Source organism: Octadecabacter sp. B2R22 (assembly GCF_018861045.1).
In the GTDB taxonomy this organism is placed as follows: Bacteria; Pseudomonadota; Alphaproteobacteria; order Rhodobacterales; family Rhodobacteraceae; genus Octadecabacter.
The window spans coordinates 578,660-594,015 of sequence record NZ_JAHKQJ010000010.1 but is presented as its reverse complement, the minus strand read 5'-3'; the positions used below and the strand labels follow the sequence as shown (position 1 = coordinate 594,015).

The window sequence follows — 15,356 nt, the reverse complement described above, 5'->3', positions numbered from 1 at the left end:
TTGACAATCAGCTACAGCCCGAAGTGTTTGCTTCTGCGCCCCGCGATCCCTGTGAGCCCAGTCCGCGCACGTCATCCTCGTTCCGCCACGCGAGCACATACGGAGAAGTTAGGCGATGTCCGCAGAACCGACATCTAGCGTTTCCATTCGGTGCGTGGCAAAAGGACGGCAACTAACTGGAGGCTTCCTATGAAAATCGCCAACCGTGAAATCGGCCCTGAACATCCGCCGCTTGTGATTGCCGAAATTGGCATCAACCATGGCGGGGATTTGAATGTCGCCAAAGAAATGGCACGGCTGGCCGCGCTTTCCGGTTGTGAAATGGTTAAACATCAGACGCATATCGTCGAAGATGAAATGACCGACGAGGCCAAGCAAATCTTCCCGCCAAACGCGGATGTGTCAATTTGGGATGTGATGGCACAATGCGCCCTGAGCCTAGAAGACGAAGCGCAACTGAAGACCTATGTCGAAGAGCTGGGGATGATTTTCATCTCGACACCATTCAGCCGTGCGGCCTGTGACTTCCTCGAAACGTTGGACGTGCCCGCCTACAAAATCGGGTCCGGTGAGGCAGACAACCTGCCTCTGATCCGCCACATCGCAGCCAAGGGCAAACCGGTGATCATGTCCACGGGCATGCAGACGATCGAAACGGTTCGCGCGTCAGTGCAAATCCTTGAAGACGCGGGCGTGGAGTATGCGTTGTTGGAATGCACCAACCTCTATCCGTCGCCGCCTGAAATCGTATCGTTGCAAGGCGTAACCGACCTGAAAGACGCCTTCCCGAACGCCGTTGTCGGCTTTTCAGACCACAGCATCGGGCCGGAAATGGCGCTGGCCTCTGTGGCGCTTGGCGCGTGCATTCTGGAACGTCATTACACCGACACGCGCTACCGCAAAGGGCCGGATATCATTTGCTCCATGGACCCCTCCGAATTGCGCCACCTGATCGACCGCTCTGCCGAAATTCACACAGCATTGCACAACCCCAAACAACGCACCGCTGCCGAAGAAGACGTCTACCGGTTCGCGCGTGCCTCCGTTGTTGCGGACGCCGACCTGCCAGCAGGCCACACCATCACCGAAGCCGACATTTGGGCCCGCCGCCCGGGGTCAGGTGCAATTGCAGGCTATGATTTCGATAAGGTTGTCGGCAAGACGTTGAAGGTTGCGGTCACGAAAAACCAGCAACTGACGTGGGATGATTTTTCCAGCTAAAGCGCGGCGATCTTCTCAAGCGCGTCCAGATATGCCTGGCCAACACTACCCGAGTTAGAGGAAAACAAAGAGGCCTTTAGCTCGGGAGTAATGCTTGATCCATCGCGCAGCGCCTTTGCGATTGCGGGCCTTAACTCGTCTGGAGTGCACACGCGTGTTCCCAACTCATCACGCCTTGCCATCTCAAGGCTGGATCCATCAAGCTTGTTTCCGAATTTGGCGTCGATCCCGGTGACGTCCAACAAAACCACCGGTCTATCGCACATTATTCCGTCAAATATTGCGCCAGAATAGTCCGACATCACGACGTCCGAAACCGCTAAGACACGCATCAAATCAATATGACTTACGTCAATCACACCATGTGAGACACTGAGACGCTGAAGCTGGCCGTCACGGACCGAATTGTGGTGCGCCTTAAGTAGAACCGTGAACGACTGAGACAGCTCCGCAACCTGTTCAGACCACTGCGGAAGGCTGCTGAGATCACCCCATGTAGGTGCATAAAGCAACACGGGTTTGTCCGTCGGCAACGGCCCGACCTCAACACGAGCCGCATCAACAAAGCCGTCGCTATTCCAGTCGTCTAGACGAGGGTTCCCGATCGCGAATGAAGGAGCGTGGGCCTTGAACCTATCAACCGCATAATCGCCGTAAGCCAAGATTGCCTGTGCTTGTTTTCGCCAGTCGCCAAAGTTGTAAGGTTCTTTCGCGTAGCCGTACTGAACCATCACAAACTTAGCGTGTCGCAGGGGCGTTTTACCGGGTGGTTTCGCATGTGATACGATGATGTCGTACTGTTCCATCTTACGCCGCATAAACACGGGCGCAGATGAAATGCGTTCACTGCCATCAACCCCGAAGGCGTCAGCATCTTTGGCTTTTTTCAGCAACCAAGTCGCCCCTGATGTCACTCGAAATAGGGGCCGTAGGTGGCTAACCTGAAATCGGTTGCGGACATAGAAAGCAACGTTTGGCGTACTAGTCATACTTCTTGATTTTGGTAATCGTTTGCGTGGTTGAGATGCCTTCGGTCCGCGGAAGATAGATCACATCGCAAATTTCTTTGAAATGATCGAATTTGCCTTCCCAATCATCCCCCATCACCAAAGCATCCGCATTGAACTGCCGCAGATACTCGCCTTTAAGTTCCAGCGAGTCCTCAAGGAATACATCACTGACGGCCTTGATCTGTCGGACAATTTCCATCCGTTCTGTCTCTGGGTAAACGGGCGCGCGGTCTTTTTTCTCGATGTTCAAACGATCTGATGAAACCCCGACAATCAAAGTATCGCCGTGAAGTCGCGCGCGTTTCAGGATGTTGAGGTGCCCGATGTGAAAGACGTCGAATGTCCCAAACGTGACTACAATCCTGTTACTGCCGGTCATTTTTTGTACCATCCTAGTTACGCTTTGCTTGCGGCGTGCTAAGCAATACGCGCATAAATTGCAACGCTATAAACCGCCAAGGTATTCATTGTGGCGTAGACGGGTTGCAGTTAGACTCATGAAAAATGCAGGCACTTTGATGACCAGAACCCTCCTTTTCGTAACCGGCACCCGTGCAGATTTCGGCAAAATGGAACCGCTGGCAATTGCCGCCCGTGACGCAGGACACAACGTGCATTTCTGGGTCACCGGCATGCATATGATGGAACGCTATGGCCTCACCAAGGTTGAGGTCGCGCGAACCGAGGGCGTCGGCGTGCATGAATTCGTCAATCAAGAAGAAGGCGATCCACAGGATCGCATATTGGCCAAAACGGTCATGGGGTTCTCGGAATTTGTCGCCGAAATGAAGCCCGACCTTGTGGTGGTTCATGGCGACCGCATCGAAGCATTGGCTTGTGCCCTCGTGGCCGCAACGAACTACATTCGCAGCGCCCACATTGAGGGCGGCGAAGTCAGCGGCACCATCGATGAGATTTTCCGCCACTGTAACTCCAAACTCGCCAGCCACCATTTTGTCAGCTCCGTTGACGCCAAAAAACGGGTCATGGCCATGGGCGAGCCCGCCGACGAAATCTTTGTGATCGGCTCACCTGAGCTGGATTTCCATTCCGGCCCATCTGGCGTGACCATTGCTGACGTCCGCGCGCATTATGATCTACCACAAGGTGATTATGGGATCGTCGTGTTCCACCCAGTGACATCCGAGGCCGACACAATGGGTCAGCAAGCACAGGATTTGTTTGCAGAACTTGAAACATCAGGCAAGCCGTTCGTCGTGATCGCACCCAACAATGATCCCGGCTCGGCTGACATCTTCACGGTTCTCGACCGGTTGCCCAAAGACCAATTCCGTATCCTGCCGTCCATGCGGTTCGCGCACTTTTCCGAACTGATGAAAAACGCAGCCTGCATGATCGGCAATTCCAGCGCGGGTGTTCGCGAGGCTCCGTTCCTTGGCACACCGTCGCTTGACGTCGGCACGCGCCAAACCAACCGCGCACAAGCACCGTCCTTGCGCTCTGTTGCGGCCTCTGATGGGGCTGCAATTTCGGCGTTCCTGACTGAAGAATGGGGCAAACGCTACGAACGTCATAATGCATTTGGGCAGGGCGACGCAGCAAAGCGCTTTGCCGATATCGTCAGTGATGACGCGCTCTGGCAGGGCAATTTGCAGAAACGGTTCCATGACCACTAAGCCGCGCATCGGGCCGATGCTTCGGCTGGTTCTCGCGATGGGTTGGGGCCTCGCGCCCTTGGCGCGCCCGCTGTTGAAACGGCGGTTGGCAAAAGGCAAAGAAGATCCAAAACGCTGGGGCGAAAAGCTCGGAGAGGCGACGTTGCCGCGCCCAGACGGGCCGCTGGTCTGGATGCACGGTGTCGGCGTTGGTGAGGTCATGGCCCTACGTGGGTTGATCGACAAACTGACCGCAGCCTGGCCTGATCTGCATTTCCTTGTCACGTCGTCAGCGCGGTCTTCTGGCGAAGTCTTTGCCAAAAACCTGCCCGCGAACACATGTCATCAGTATTTACCGCTCGACCTGCCGACCCCCGTGAACGCCTTCTTGGATCATTGGAAACCCGATCTCGCTATATGGTCGGATCAGGAAATCTGGCCCCGCATGGCTGTCACCTGTGCACGCCGCGGTATTCCCCAAGCCTATGTCGCCGCCCGCATCACCAGGGCCAGCGCCAAAGCGAAGACGCGGTTTGGCGGAGCCTACGGCGACCTGTTCCGCCTGCTCGATGCCCGCCACGCACAGGACGCTGGAACGGCCGCGCATATAACGGCACTCATGGGCGATGACACACTTGTTGAGGTGACAGGCTCCCTCAAGGTGGCAGCTGCTGCTTTGGCTGACGATCCAGCGGTGCGGGCCGCCCTGCCCGATCGACCAACTTGGGTGGCTGCATCCGCCCACCCAGCAGACGTGACGGTGGCTTTGGCAGCACAGAAAGCTTTGCGTAAAGAAAACGCCAAGCCTCCCTTGTTGATTATCGCCCCGCGCAACTTGGCGGATACGGACGCGATTGCAACGGAATGTGACGCCCTCGGGCTGACGCATGTCTCGCGCAGCTCACAACACATGCCCGACCTTGGCACAGACGTATTCATCGCCGATAGCTTTGGTGAATTGGGCATCTGGTTCCGCGCGAGTTTTGCCGCGTTGATCGGCGGGTCTTTCGATGCCACCCAAGGCCACAACCCTTGGGAGGCCGTTGCGCTGGACTGCGCGGTCTTGCATGGCACAAAAGTCGCTAACTTTGCGGCGGACTATGAACGTCTAATCCTCGCTGAGGGCAGCACGTATATTAAGTCCGCGTCTGACCTTGCCATAGCTCTGCAACGTAGTGATCTGGCCGATCAAGCAGACCGTGCCAGTCAGGTCCGCAAAGAGGCGACCCAAGGGCTGTCTCACATCACCACGACCTTGTTGGGCTTGCTAACCGTCTAAAACGTCATCTCAGCGGAGCCCGTGAACACCCGTTCACCCCAAGCCTGTGCAATCAGATCGCTCGATCCACGTATATCGCTGAGGCGCGGTGCAAGCGGGGACAATGCCGCGTTTTCGTCCTCGATCAGCGCCAGCCAATCGCGCGTAATCGCTTGGAACATGTCGTTTCGATCATATGCAAAGGTCTGCGCCTTCGGCCCATCACCACTGTCCGTCGTGATGACCGCCGCCAACATATCAAGGCTACGTGCGGCGCGTGTTCCCGCCAGATCAGAGCGGCGCAAACTGACGGGGGACAAATAATCCATCGCCACGGTCCCCATGCGCCCAGCCCTGTCCGTCAACGCGATACGGCTGGCAAAATCGACGCCCGCAAAATCCGCATGCCCAACGCTTGCCACCGATTGCACTGCAAGATCAGGGAACAACGCCTTAGCAAGGTCAAGTTCATGACACAGGTCCAGCAAGACTCCTCCGCCATCCGCCTTGGCGGCGTAACTTTCGGGGAAGGACCAGTTTTGCCGCCACTGGCGCACATCATGACCAATCTCAAACGAAAACCCGTAGACATCCGAAAGGTCTTGCTCGGCCAACGCCTGCACCACCGGATGATAGCGTGCCATGAACCCCAACATAGATCGTCGCGCCAAATCCCCAGCGGCGTCGTAAATTTCAGCGACCCCTTCGGTAGTCCAATGTAGCGGTTTTTCAACGTAGAACGGCCAGTTCTTTGCTGCACACAATTGCACCAGTTCTAACCGCACCTGCGTCGCCGTCGCGATGACCAAACCTTTAACGTCGTTGCGCTTTTCCAAGGTTGCGCGGTCGTACTCGCGCCACGCGATCAGCTCTGCGTCCTCGCCCAGCGCTTGTAAATTCGCCACATGGCGGCGCCCGATAGACCCCGCCCCGATGACAAGGATCACCACGCGCTAAAGCCCCCGTCGACGTTGATCATCTGGCCCGTCATGTAACCTGATTGCTTAGACGCAAGGAACAACATCGCATCCGCAATTTCATCTGGCTCACACATGCGGCCCGCCATGATCAGCTCTCCCACACGCTTCTGAAACTCATCAGAATGGCCGTTAAACACAGCCCCCGGTGCAATGGTATTCACCGTCGCATCCCGCTTTGCCCAATACCCCGCAAGCCAAACTGTCAGCCCGTGAATACCCGCTTTGGTCACACCATAGGCGCTGAAATTCTTGAACGGCATGCCATCATAAATCGGATGGTGCGCCCCGTTCAAAGCATACATAGACGCCACATTAATCAACGTCGCCTTGCGTTTCCCAACGATGTCACGATCCATTTGACGTGCCACCAAAAAGGCGCCCGTCAGGTTGGTCTTCATGGTCTTTTCCCAGTCTTCAAGGGTCGTGTCTGCGAAATCGGGAAACGTTCCGCCCGCGCCCATCAACATCTCACCTGTGATGGCGGCGTTGTTGAGCACCACATCGGGTTCCCAACCATCCGCGTGCACGGTCTTGAAAATCTCAACGATCTCGTCTTCCTCGGACACGTTCAGCGGATAGATCGCAAAGTCAGGATTATCACCATGCGCGTCTTTCAACCCGTCAAAACGATGTCCCGGTAAATCGGTCGCGACCACCTTAGCGCCTTGATCCAACATGCGCCGCACATAGGTGCTGCCCAACACGCCGCCCGATCCAGTGATAAAAACGGTCCGTCCTTCAAGCTGTTTCATTCAAGCGATCCTTCATCAAAAATTCTACAATCTTCCAATCCAACGGGTCATCCACATCCATGCAGCGATCAGCAGGCATCACAAACGGGATCACATGACCCTCATAGATGGTCGACGCTTTGCGCAGATACTCCGGCGCCAGCACATAAGTGGACGCCGCGTGTTCATAGACGACAGGCGCGTTCTGGCGTGCCCAGACCCCACCAGGCAGCGGCTTGGATACCCGCAAAGAACCCTCATCGTTCAGCTCGACCATGTTGAAATACGGATTCTTGTTGGCATGACAGCACGACATCACCATGTCCGGAGTTTCCGCTTGAAACAAATCAACCGCGCCGTCGATATCTTCCATCAAACGCAGCGGCGATGTGCAATCCAAATCAACAAAAGCTGTGGCCTTACCCGCCAAAGCCTCGGCGGCCTCTAACGCATGCTGCCACACACCCCACTTGGGCGCGTCATCCGTGGCCAAATGCGCAGGCCGCAGCCCAATCGCAAGCGCACCCTTGGCGACCGCATGATCGTAAATATCTTGGCTGTCAGTGCTCACGACCACCGCATCAATCCGGCTGCTCTCAAGAAGCTGATCCAGCGACCAGTCAATCAACGGCTTGCCGCACATGTCGCGAAAATTCTTGTTCGGCACGCCCTTGCTGCCCTTACGTGCCCCGATATGCCCAATGATCACTTATGCCCACCTCTTAACGCCAGCGCGTCCGTGTTGTTAATTATTTTCACCGCTTAAGCGATTATAGCCTGCGTCTAGCCAATCCCGAAAGCCAATTCCACGTTAAACCTCATTGTGGTTCAGCGCGCGGCCCCACTTCCCGCCGCCGCAGAATCCCGTTACACGCCCCTCATGTCTCAGAACCCACCTAATCTCCGCCCCGACTTGGCCCCTAAGGTCAAAATCCAAGAACCCAAACGCAGCGGCCAGCCGACCATCGGCATGGTCTCGCTTGGGTGTCCAAAGGCCTTGGTGGACAGCGAACGCATTCTGACCCGCCTGCGCGCCGAGGGCTATGCGATCAGCCCCGATTACACGGGTGCGGAAGCAGTGATCGTGAACACGTGTGGGTTCCTCGATTCAGCCAAGGCCGAAAGCCTTGATGCAATCGGTGAGGCGTTGCAAGAAAACGGCAAGGTTATTGTCACTGGCTGTTTGGGGGCCGAGCCTGACTATATCCGCGAACATCACCCGAAAATCCTCGCCGTGACGGGGCCGCACCAATACGAACAGGTGCTGGATGCCGTGCACGCCAATGTGCCGCCCAGCCCTGATCCGTTTATCGACCTGCTGCCTGCCAGCGGTGTGTCGCTTACGCCGCGCCACTACAGCTACCTGAAGATTTCCGAGGGCTGTAACCACAAATGCAAGTTCTGCATCATCCCCGACATGCGCGGCCGCCTGACGTCACGCCCCGCCAAAGCCGTGCTGCGCGAAGCCGAAAAGCTGGTGGAAAACGGCGTAAAAGAACTGCTGGTGATCTCACAGGACACCTCTGCCTATGGCACCGATTGGCCGTCAGACCAGCGGCGCGGGTTGACCGAACAGCCGATCACCACATTGGCCCGCGATCTGGGCAGCCTTGGCGCATGGGTGCGCCTGCACTACGTCTACCCCTACCCCAACGTGCGCGAACTAATCCCGCTGATGGCAGACAGTCTGATCCTGCCCTATCTGGATATCCCGTTCCAACACGCCCACCCCGAAACTCTGCGCCGCATGGCCCGCCCAGCGCATGCCGAACGCACGCTGGACCGCATCAACGAATGGCGGGCGGGTTGCCCTGACATCACCCTGCGATCAACCTTTATCGTCGGCTACCCGGGTGAGACCGAGGACGAGTTCCAAACCCTGCTCGACTGGATGGACGAAGCCCAACTCGACCGCGTCGGCTGCTTTCAATACGAAAACGTCGACGGCGCGCGCTCAAACGCTTTGCCCGACCATGTGCCAGCCGAGGTCAAACAAGACCGCTGGGACCGCTTCATGGAAAAGGCACAGGCAATTTCCGAAGCCAAACTCGCTGCGAAGGTCGGTCAGGTGATGGACGTCATCATCGACGACATTGATGAGGACGGAATTGCGACCTGCCGCACGAAGGCGGATGCGCCGGAAATCGACGGAAATTTGTTTATTGATGAAGGAACGGACGGGTTGACCGTCGGCGAGATCGTGCGTGTCGAGGTTGATGAGGCTGGAGAGTATGATCTGTGGGGGACGGTTGCGAAATAGAGCGTCTAACCTATTGGGCAACTCAGCGAAGGTAACGCTGCACCACTTTGAACGGAGTTCGATTTCTAAATGAGCTACTACTTCACAGATGCGCTAGAAAGCCTTACATCCGTAGCGCGTGTTCAACAACAGCAAGTTTTCGAACGATGGATGGAACTAGACACTCAGTTAACTGAACTTCGACGAGATCGGGAACGGCCCAGCAGTTTTCGCCTTGATGCTCATTTGGATGTCATTCTTCGGTGTATCGAAGACGAACAGTCCGGTTTTATCAGTGATCAAGGAGATATTCGCAAAGGCGGAGCGCTCTGGCTGCAGATTAGTCTTTCCAAGCAATGGCTATTCTCAACTTATGAGCTCTTTCGCACAACAGTTGAAAAATCCACTTGCTTAGAAGGGACGACAGGAACGCAATTCTGTCAACCCAAGTCAAAGAAGTGTCCTCGATGCAATGTCTTACGAGTGAAGCAAGAACTAAGCAGTTTTAGAATTCCACTCGCGAAACATGAACCCGCGGGCTGCAATGATTACAAGGATTCCAATTTCCATAGTCAAATGATGTTTGAGAAAGATGGTGGGTCCGTAGGTTGGAAAAACCAAGGCTACCCATCAAAGATAAATGATAAAGTAGTTACGAGCAGACGAGAGCTTTCGGACTTTGTCTTAGACGCTCTAACTGCTAATCTATAACCCTGCCCAATCTCTGATTGGGCAGCGCCCGTTCGGGGCTTCGCCCGTTTTCACCTGAATTGATCCACTGGATCAATTCCAAGACGCCGCAAACCCTCCCCACTATGCTGAAGGCAAACCTTTGGTTTGACGGGAGAGCGCGTCGCACCCCCTGCGCTTGCGCGCGTTCCGGCCTCAATCGGTCCACTGGAACGTTTGCAAGACGGCCTACACCCCCGTGGTCCAAATGCTCCGCTTCAAATCAAAGTAATTGCGACGAACCCAAATCCGCTTAAACCGCAGAGTTCTGCGCCCAGTGCTCGGCCATTTCGGTATCCAAAAGGTCGAGGTATTTAGCGAGCTTGCCTGTCACGCTGTCGCTGGACACCTGCGTTGGCACATCATCCGTGCTGACGCGGTCTGCGTCAGTTTTTGGCGCAGTGCCATCTATGTGGGGTACATGTTTCACAAGGGTTACATCACAGGTTTTCGGTATTCTCATCAGGGGAAAACACCCAAAGACGCGTCACAGCCAGCCCGACCCTACGTCAGCGTATCCAAAAGGTAAGGCCCGCCTACCCAATCACCCGCTGATCAATCCCGCCAATGCCACGACCCAAGCTACGCCCACGGCCCCCGCCGTTACCGCAACGCCGCCGCTGCTCGCGTCCTTGGCCAAACGTGCCAGCTCGCTCTTTTCCAAGCTCACCAAATCCACGGTTCTTTCAATCGCGGTGTTCATCAGTTCGGCGGCCAGCACGAGCACGCCCAATACCAAGATCAACGCGAGTTCTGCGCCCTCCACCAGCCACAAAGCCAAACCGCCCGACACCATGTTCGCCCAGACCCATTGCCGAAAAGAACGCTCTGACACCCACGTGTCGCGCACGCCAGCCCATGACCAAATGCAACGCAATTTCAAACGCTCGAAAAAACCCATTCAACTCTCCTCTAAATAAAACCGTACCGCATCTTGCACACGGCGAAACCGGTCTCCGCCCAAATGCACGCCGCCAAACCACCGCGTGACCACGATGATCTCTCCCACACGGCCCTCGCGTTCGAGCATCCGCAGGATCACCATGCCGGCCCCCGCCTCTCCGTCGTCGTTTTTCAACGGGGTACCATCAGGCAACACCACCGCCCACGTATTGTGCGTGGCCTTGGCGAATTTCTTGCGGCGACACAGCGCCTTGATGAACGCCTTAGCCTCTGCGGGTGACGCACAGGGTCCACCCGACACCGCATACTTCGACCCGCGGTCGGTGAAAATCCCCTCAAGCACTTGCATGGGGGCACCGTGGCGCAGAGCGAGGGTAAAGACAATTGCATCCACGCCCTTGGGCCCCGCCCCGTTGGTGATACTGACGTAACGGCATCATTTTTCTGAAACGTTTCTGTTCTATCCTCGTTTCATGAGCAACGAGGACCCCTACCCCACCTTCACCAAAGGCGAGCGGATTGCAGATGCCGTGATGCACATTGCAGGCGTTTGTCTCGCGATTGCTGGTACGGTTGCGTTGGTCATTTGGGCCGCAGGCCAAACGAATGGCGGCACCATCGCCAGTTTGTCGATCTACGGTGCGGCGCTTATCGCGTCGTTCATTGCATCTGCGTGCTATCACTTTACCCCATGGGAAGCCCCGCGACATGCCTTGCGGCGTATCGATCACGCCGCGATTTACTTCAAGATTGCGGGCACTTACACGCCTTTGGTCGTGATGATCGGGTCAGCTTTTGCTTACGGTGTGCTAGCGATCGTCTGGGGCTTAGCGACGCTGGGCGCGGTTGCTAAACTGTTCTTTTGGTCGCGCCCCGGACGGTTTGGCGCAGGGCTTTACCTTGGGCTCGGTTGGATGAGCATCGCCCTCCTGACCTCGCTGATTGCCGTTGTTCCAACAATAACCCTCGTGCTGATCGTGGTTGGCGGACTGGTTTATTCTATTGGTGCCGTACTGTTCAGCTTTGAAGAATGGCGATTCCAGAATGCGGTGTGGCACGGGTTCGTGCTGGCGGCGTCGATCTGTTTCTTTGCGGCTATTGCCTTGGGCGTCACCAGCGCCTGATCCGCCTAAATGGCCCGCACGCCCCTAAGTATGGAAACTCTGACCTGACGGTTTAATCGCAGTCGCTTAGGGTGATCATATTCAAACGATCATACCACTCGACTATTTTCAGAACCGACGGCCCGATAGGCAATTTCCGCCTAATCAAACCGGCCGTCACTTCATTTCAGGATCACTTTAATGCCCCCAGTTAATCTCTCAATCCCGCCCGTAATGTTCGATATTGTCGGCGTTCTCGGCTTCGCCCTTTACGTCATGAACTATGCGCTTTTGACGTTTCACCGTGTGACATCAAGTTCAAAAATTTACTTTGTCATCAACATGTTCGCAGCCACCTTCGTTCTCATCGGGCTCACCTATTCCTTCAACTTGGCCTCCGCCCTAATACAAGCCTTCTGGATCGTCATGTCGATCACAGCGATCATCAGACGGCATCGGTTCGCCAAAGGGTTAGACGGCCAGTTGGCCTAAAGGCTCGCGGCGGTCTGAAGCACCATTTGAACACGCTCTGCATTGGGCGGATGGGTCCCTAGGAACACATCGCCGGGATCGGGGATCCGGAAGAAGAACTCCGCGCCGCGCACGGGGTCATAGCCCGCTTGCGCGGCGATAATCGTGCCAAGGCGATCTGCCTCCAGCTCGAAGTTCTTGGAATAGCTGCGCGCACCAATGGCTGCGCCAATCTCTTGCGCTGTCTGCACGGTCTCAACACCACCGCCCGCTTCTCCGGCCCATTCCCCGAAAACAACGGCGACCAGCGATGCATTGCGCTGCTGTTGTGCAAGGTGGTTTTCGATGTGATGCGCGGCCTCATGGGCCATGACAAAGGCAATTTCATCTTCGTTTTGCGCCTCGGCGATCAATGCGAGTGTGAAGGCAATGATCGGGCGGCCATTGTCGTCGACGGTTTGAAACGCATTAGCCGGCTGGTTCGGGCGATCATCGACTACAATTAGGAAATCGCAGTTCAAGTTGAATGTCTGACGACGGCATTCCCGTTCAGCGACAGGTTCGAGCTGGTTAACGACCTGTACGAAGGACCGCGCCATTGCCCTTTGTTCCCTTGATAACTGCACTGTCGGGCCTGCCACAGGGGCTGAAGCTTGCGATGGCGTCGCGACTTTGTCACTCGGCAGCAAAGTCGGTGCGTCACACCCCGCAAGCCCCAACACAACTAAGGTCAGCCCCGTCAGAACGCGAAATTTGAAATCTTGCATCGAGTATTCCTTGCATCACCAGCGTGATCTTTCGCCCAATCTATCAGGGAACGGCCCACGGGCCAGCCCGCTCACGCGATTGTGGGCGCTATTTCGCTATTCAGCACTCCCTTGACGACCCCGAGGCGCGGCAGGCAGGATAAACTCAACCAAGGGGGTCAAATGTTTACAATCGAACATGAATTCGACGCAACGGTGGTGACACTGATCGACGAAGGCCGCGCCCCTCTGGGCGAGGACGTGGTAATCTCGGGGTTTGAGGACTGCGTGACCGTCACCCAGATAGATCCCCGCACGGACATGCCGGTCACGGTTCAATTGTCGATGTCCCAGCTGCGCGACCTGTCCATGGCCTTGGACCTGCCCGAGGGATCCTATCGGCTACGGCCGGAAAAGGATCCGACATGAGAACTGGTTTCTTTTGGGATGAACGCACCTTCTGGCATGGCGGTGGCAATTATGCAGGCACTCTGCCCGTGGGTGGATTAGTGCAACCTATGGCAAGCGGCGGCCTGCCAGAAAGCCCCGAAAGCAAACGCCGCCTTAAGAACCTGATGGACATTACGGGGTTGTCGTCCGAGTTGGACCTGCGCAGCGCCGATGAGGCCAGTACCGAGGACCTGTTGCGCGTGCACCCGCAGTCTTATCTAAACGCGTTCAAAGAAACATCCGACGCGGGCGGCGGGGAACTGGGGCGGCGCACCCCGTTTGGACCCGGTGGCTATGAATTGGCGGCTCTGTCGGCAGGCCTCAGCATCGCCGCGCTCGAGGCGGTGTTGAAAGGAGACCTTACGAACGCATACGCCCTGTCTCGCCCACCCGGTCATCACTGCTTGCCCGACTTTCCCAACGGTTTTTGCCTGTTAGCTAATCTTGCGATCGCGATTCAGACCGCCCGCGCAAAAGGGCTGGCGGAACGGGTCGTTGTGCTGGACTGGGACGTTCACCACGGCAACGGCACAGAAGCGATTTTCTATGACGACCCTGATGTGCTCACGATTTCGATCCACCAAGAACGAAATTACCCAATGGACACAGGCGATCTTAGCGACCGTGGCACAGGTAAGGGCACTGGGTTTAACCTCAACATCCCGCTGCCACCGGGCGTTGGGCACACCGGCTACCTTGCCACGATGGAGCGCATCGTGATCCCGCAGATCCAAGCTTTTAGGCCAGACGTGATCGTCATTGCCTGTGGGTATGATGCCGCCGCGAACGACCCTTTGGGCCGCATGCTGGCCACCGCCGAAACGTTCCGAATGATGACGCAGCAGGTGAAGGCGCTCGCACGGGAGTTATGCGAAGGCCGCCTGATGATGGCACACGAAGGCGGGTATTCGGAGGTCTACGTCCCCTTCTGCGGTCACCATGTTATCCAAGAAATGTCTGGCAGCTCAATCACCGCGCCCGATCCATTCGCCGAAGTCTTCCCGCTGCGCCAACCCAACGCTGCCTTTGATCGGTTCGTCGATGGGGTGCTGGATGACATAGTCGCGGCGCTTTAGGGCACCGCGACACCTGTCAGCTGCACTGGCTTTTCAAACTTGAACTGGCGCAACTTCACCTCGTTGCCCTGAATATAAACGCCCTTGCGCCACAAATCACCTTTCATGACACTCGGATAGCGTCTTGCGTAATCGCGAAACAGATCATTGGTCACAGCAAACGAGGTCGGCAAATGCTTTAGACAACTCAGTACATACCCGTCTGCTTGTACGCCACTGGGGACAATATAGATTTCATCGCGGTCCAGTCCAAACAGGTCCATGATCACATGCAAGGAATGCACGTGTCCCTGCGCAAACAGCCCGTTCTCTTCTAATCTATAAAAGATGTTATTGTCAAAAAAGCATACAATTCTGTAGCCTTCAAATCGCAATTGTCTTGCAACCATACGCAATGGTAAAACCGATACGTCATTATCGAGACCAAAGTGAAAGATATTGCTGCCATCAAACACTGCCGTCTTGGTGTCCAGCCGCAACCTCTCCATGAAACCTTGTTTGTCATTCTTCAGCAAGAAGTGCGGCGTGATTTTATGTGGTTTTGGCCCTACGTCGGGCACAGCAATTCGCCATGACCATAGCAACGCACCAACCATCCAGATCAACAAGAGAAACACAAACATTAACCCGACGCCGGCGAACCGCGCCGGATCATGTGTCAGCCAAACAATCGGCCCAGCGGTCAGCGCAGTCAAAACAATGACATTCGCCAATCGATAAGAAAGCGGCGCAGTACCACGCGGTTCTCTGGCCAATCGGGGCCGTTGGGAGGTGGCGTTGGGTGAAGTTATCACATCCCCCAAGAATATCGGCGCTTGGTCCA

Annotated in this window: 19 protein-coding genes; 9 read left to right on the top strand and 10 right to left on the bottom strand. The window is 56.0% G+C overall.

The genetic code is table 11. The annotated features are described in order from the left end of the window. Positions 1 to 189: 189 nt before the first annotated feature. Complete coding sequence (locus tag KO486_RS15810) at positions 190 to 1,221, top strand: N-acetylneuraminate synthase family protein (protein WP_216038234.1); 1,032 nt, start codon at positions 190 to 192, stop codon at positions 1,219 to 1,221. Here the strand turns inward: KO486_RS15810 and KO486_RS15805 are convergent. Both KO486_RS15805 and KO486_RS15800 read right to left on the bottom strand, forming a co-directional pair. Further along, positions 1,218 to 2,114 carry a CDP-glycerol glycerophosphotransferase family protein gene (locus KO486_RS15805; protein ID WP_216038233.1) on the bottom strand — a complete coding sequence of 299 codons (897 nt, stop codon included), beginning with the start codon at positions 2,112 to 2,114 and terminating at the stop codon, positions 1,218 to 1,220. The two genes, KO486_RS15810 and KO486_RS15805, sit on opposite strands and share 4 nt — an antisense overlap. Positions 2,115 to 2,202: 88 nt before the next feature. Further along, the gene (locus tag KO486_RS15800; RefSeq protein ID WP_216038232.1) at positions 2,203 to 2,610 is read right to left on the bottom strand and encodes an adenylyltransferase/cytidyltransferase family protein; all 408 of its coding nucleotides are present in this window, start codon (positions 2,608 to 2,610) and stop codon (positions 2,203 to 2,205) included. A 139-nt stretch (positions 2,611 to 2,749) separates the two neighbouring features. Between KO486_RS15800 and neuC the strand changes: the two genes are divergently transcribed. Both neuC and KO486_RS15790 read left to right on the top strand, forming a co-directional pair. After that, positions 2,750 to 3,868 carry a UDP-N-acetylglucosamine 2-epimerase gene (gene neuC, locus KO486_RS15795; protein ID WP_216038231.1) on the top strand — a complete coding sequence of 373 codons (1,119 nt, stop codon included), beginning with the start codon at positions 2,750 to 2,752 and terminating at the stop codon, positions 3,866 to 3,868. Then, a complete protein-coding gene (locus KO486_RS15790; RefSeq protein WP_216038230.1) occupies positions 3,858 to 5,126 on the top strand; it encodes a glycosyltransferase N-terminal domain-containing protein in 1,269 nt (422 codons plus the stop codon). The genes neuC and KO486_RS15790 overlap by 11 nt, the downstream gene beginning before the upstream one ends. On the opposite strand, the gene KO486_RS15785 is transcribed toward KO486_RS15790, so the two are convergent. Genes KO486_RS15785 through KO486_RS15775 form a run of 3 tightly spaced genes read right to left on the bottom strand, consistent with a single transcriptional unit; the run spans position 5,123 to position 7,525 of the window. Continuing rightward, the gene (locus KO486_RS15785) at positions 5,123 to 6,055 is read right to left on the bottom strand and encodes a hypothetical protein (RefSeq protein ID WP_216038229.1); all 933 of its coding nucleotides are present in this window, start codon (positions 6,053 to 6,055) and stop codon (positions 5,123 to 5,125) included. The genes KO486_RS15790 and KO486_RS15785 overlap by 4 nt on opposite strands. Next, positions 6,049 to 6,837, bottom strand: a complete 789-nt coding sequence (locus KO486_RS15780; RefSeq protein WP_216038228.1) for an SDR family oxidoreductase — start codon at positions 6,835 to 6,837, stop codon at positions 6,049 to 6,051. The genes KO486_RS15785 and KO486_RS15780 overlap by 7 nt, the downstream gene beginning before the upstream one ends. Further along, positions 6,824 to 7,525, bottom strand: coding sequence for an acylneuraminate cytidylyltransferase family protein (locus tag KO486_RS15775; RefSeq protein WP_216038227.1), 702 nt, complete (start codon positions 7,523 to 7,525; stop codon positions 6,824 to 6,826). Before KO486_RS15775 ends, KO486_RS15780 begins: the two co-directional genes overlap by 14 nt. Before the next feature lie 171 nt (positions 7,526 to 7,696). Here KO486_RS15775 and rimO point away from each other — a divergent pair, with 171 nt between their 5' ends. Both rimO and KO486_RS15765 read left to right on the top strand, forming a co-directional pair. Then, positions 7,697 to 9,076: a 30S ribosomal protein S12 methylthiotransferase RimO gene (gene rimO / locus KO486_RS15770; RefSeq protein WP_216038226.1), complete on the top strand. Its 1,380-nt coding sequence runs from the start codon at positions 7,697 to 7,699 to the stop codon at positions 9,074 to 9,076. A 69-nt stretch (positions 9,077 to 9,145) separates the two neighbouring features. After that, a complete protein-coding gene (locus KO486_RS15765) occupies positions 9,146 to 9,766 on the top strand; it encodes a hypothetical protein (RefSeq protein ID WP_216038225.1) in 621 nt (206 codons plus the stop codon). Positions 9,767 to 10,037: 271 nt separating this feature from the next. Here KO486_RS15765 and KO486_RS15760 read toward each other — a convergent pair whose 3' ends face one another. The 3 genes from KO486_RS15760 to KO486_RS15750 form a co-directional block, all read right to left on the bottom strand. Further along, positions 10,038 to 10,247 carry a hypothetical protein gene (locus tag KO486_RS15760; RefSeq protein WP_216038224.1) on the bottom strand — a complete coding sequence of 70 codons (210 nt, stop codon included), beginning with the start codon at positions 10,245 to 10,247 and terminating at the stop codon, positions 10,038 to 10,040. An 81-nt stretch (positions 10,248 to 10,328) separates the two neighbouring features. Continuing rightward, positions 10,329 to 10,685, bottom strand: a complete 357-nt coding sequence (locus KO486_RS15755) for a diacylglycerol kinase (protein ID WP_216038223.1) — start codon at positions 10,683 to 10,685, stop codon at positions 10,329 to 10,331. Then, positions 10,686 to 11,036, bottom strand: a complete 351-nt coding sequence (locus KO486_RS15750; protein ID WP_216038377.1) for a YigZ family protein — start codon at positions 11,034 to 11,036, stop codon at positions 10,686 to 10,688. It abuts the gene before it with no gap. A 124-nt stretch (positions 11,037 to 11,160) separates the two neighbouring features. Here KO486_RS15750 and KO486_RS15745 point away from each other — a divergent pair, with 124 nt between their 5' ends. Then, positions 11,161 to 11,811: a hemolysin III family protein gene (locus KO486_RS15745; protein ID WP_216038222.1), complete on the top strand. Its 651-nt coding sequence runs from the start codon at positions 11,161 to 11,163 to the stop codon at positions 11,809 to 11,811. A gap of 180 nt (positions 11,812 to 11,991) precedes the next feature. After that, a complete protein-coding gene (locus tag KO486_RS15740) occupies positions 11,992 to 12,282 on the top strand; it encodes a hypothetical protein (RefSeq protein WP_216038221.1) in 291 nt (96 codons plus the stop codon). Here the strand turns inward: KO486_RS15740 and KO486_RS15735 are convergent. After that, on the bottom strand, positions 12,279 to 13,028 hold the full coding sequence (locus KO486_RS15735) for a M48 family metallopeptidase (RefSeq protein ID WP_216038220.1): 750 nt from the start codon (positions 13,026 to 13,028) through the stop codon (positions 12,279 to 12,281). The two genes, KO486_RS15740 and KO486_RS15735, sit on opposite strands and share 4 nt — an antisense overlap. 162 nt (positions 13,029 to 13,190) lie before the next feature. Between KO486_RS15735 and KO486_RS15730 the strand changes: the two genes are divergently transcribed. Together KO486_RS15730 and KO486_RS15725 are read left to right on the top strand one after the other, a co-directional pair. Beyond that, the gene (locus KO486_RS15730; protein WP_216038219.1) at positions 13,191 to 13,436 is read left to right on the top strand and encodes a hypothetical protein; all 246 of its coding nucleotides are present in this window, start codon (positions 13,191 to 13,193) and stop codon (positions 13,434 to 13,436) included. Beyond that, positions 13,433 to 14,533: a class II histone deacetylase gene (locus tag KO486_RS15725; RefSeq protein ID WP_216038218.1), complete on the top strand. Its 1,101-nt coding sequence runs from the start codon at positions 13,433 to 13,435 to the stop codon at positions 14,531 to 14,533. The genes KO486_RS15730 and KO486_RS15725 overlap by 4 nt, the downstream gene beginning before the upstream one ends. Here KO486_RS15725 and KO486_RS15720 read toward each other — a convergent pair. Beyond that, complete coding sequence (locus KO486_RS15720; protein WP_216038217.1) at positions 14,530 to 15,288, bottom strand: hypothetical protein; 759 nt, start codon at positions 15,286 to 15,288, stop codon at positions 14,530 to 14,532. The genes KO486_RS15725 and KO486_RS15720 overlap by 4 nt on opposite strands. Between the last annotated feature and the right edge of the window lie 68 nt (positions 15,289 to 15,356).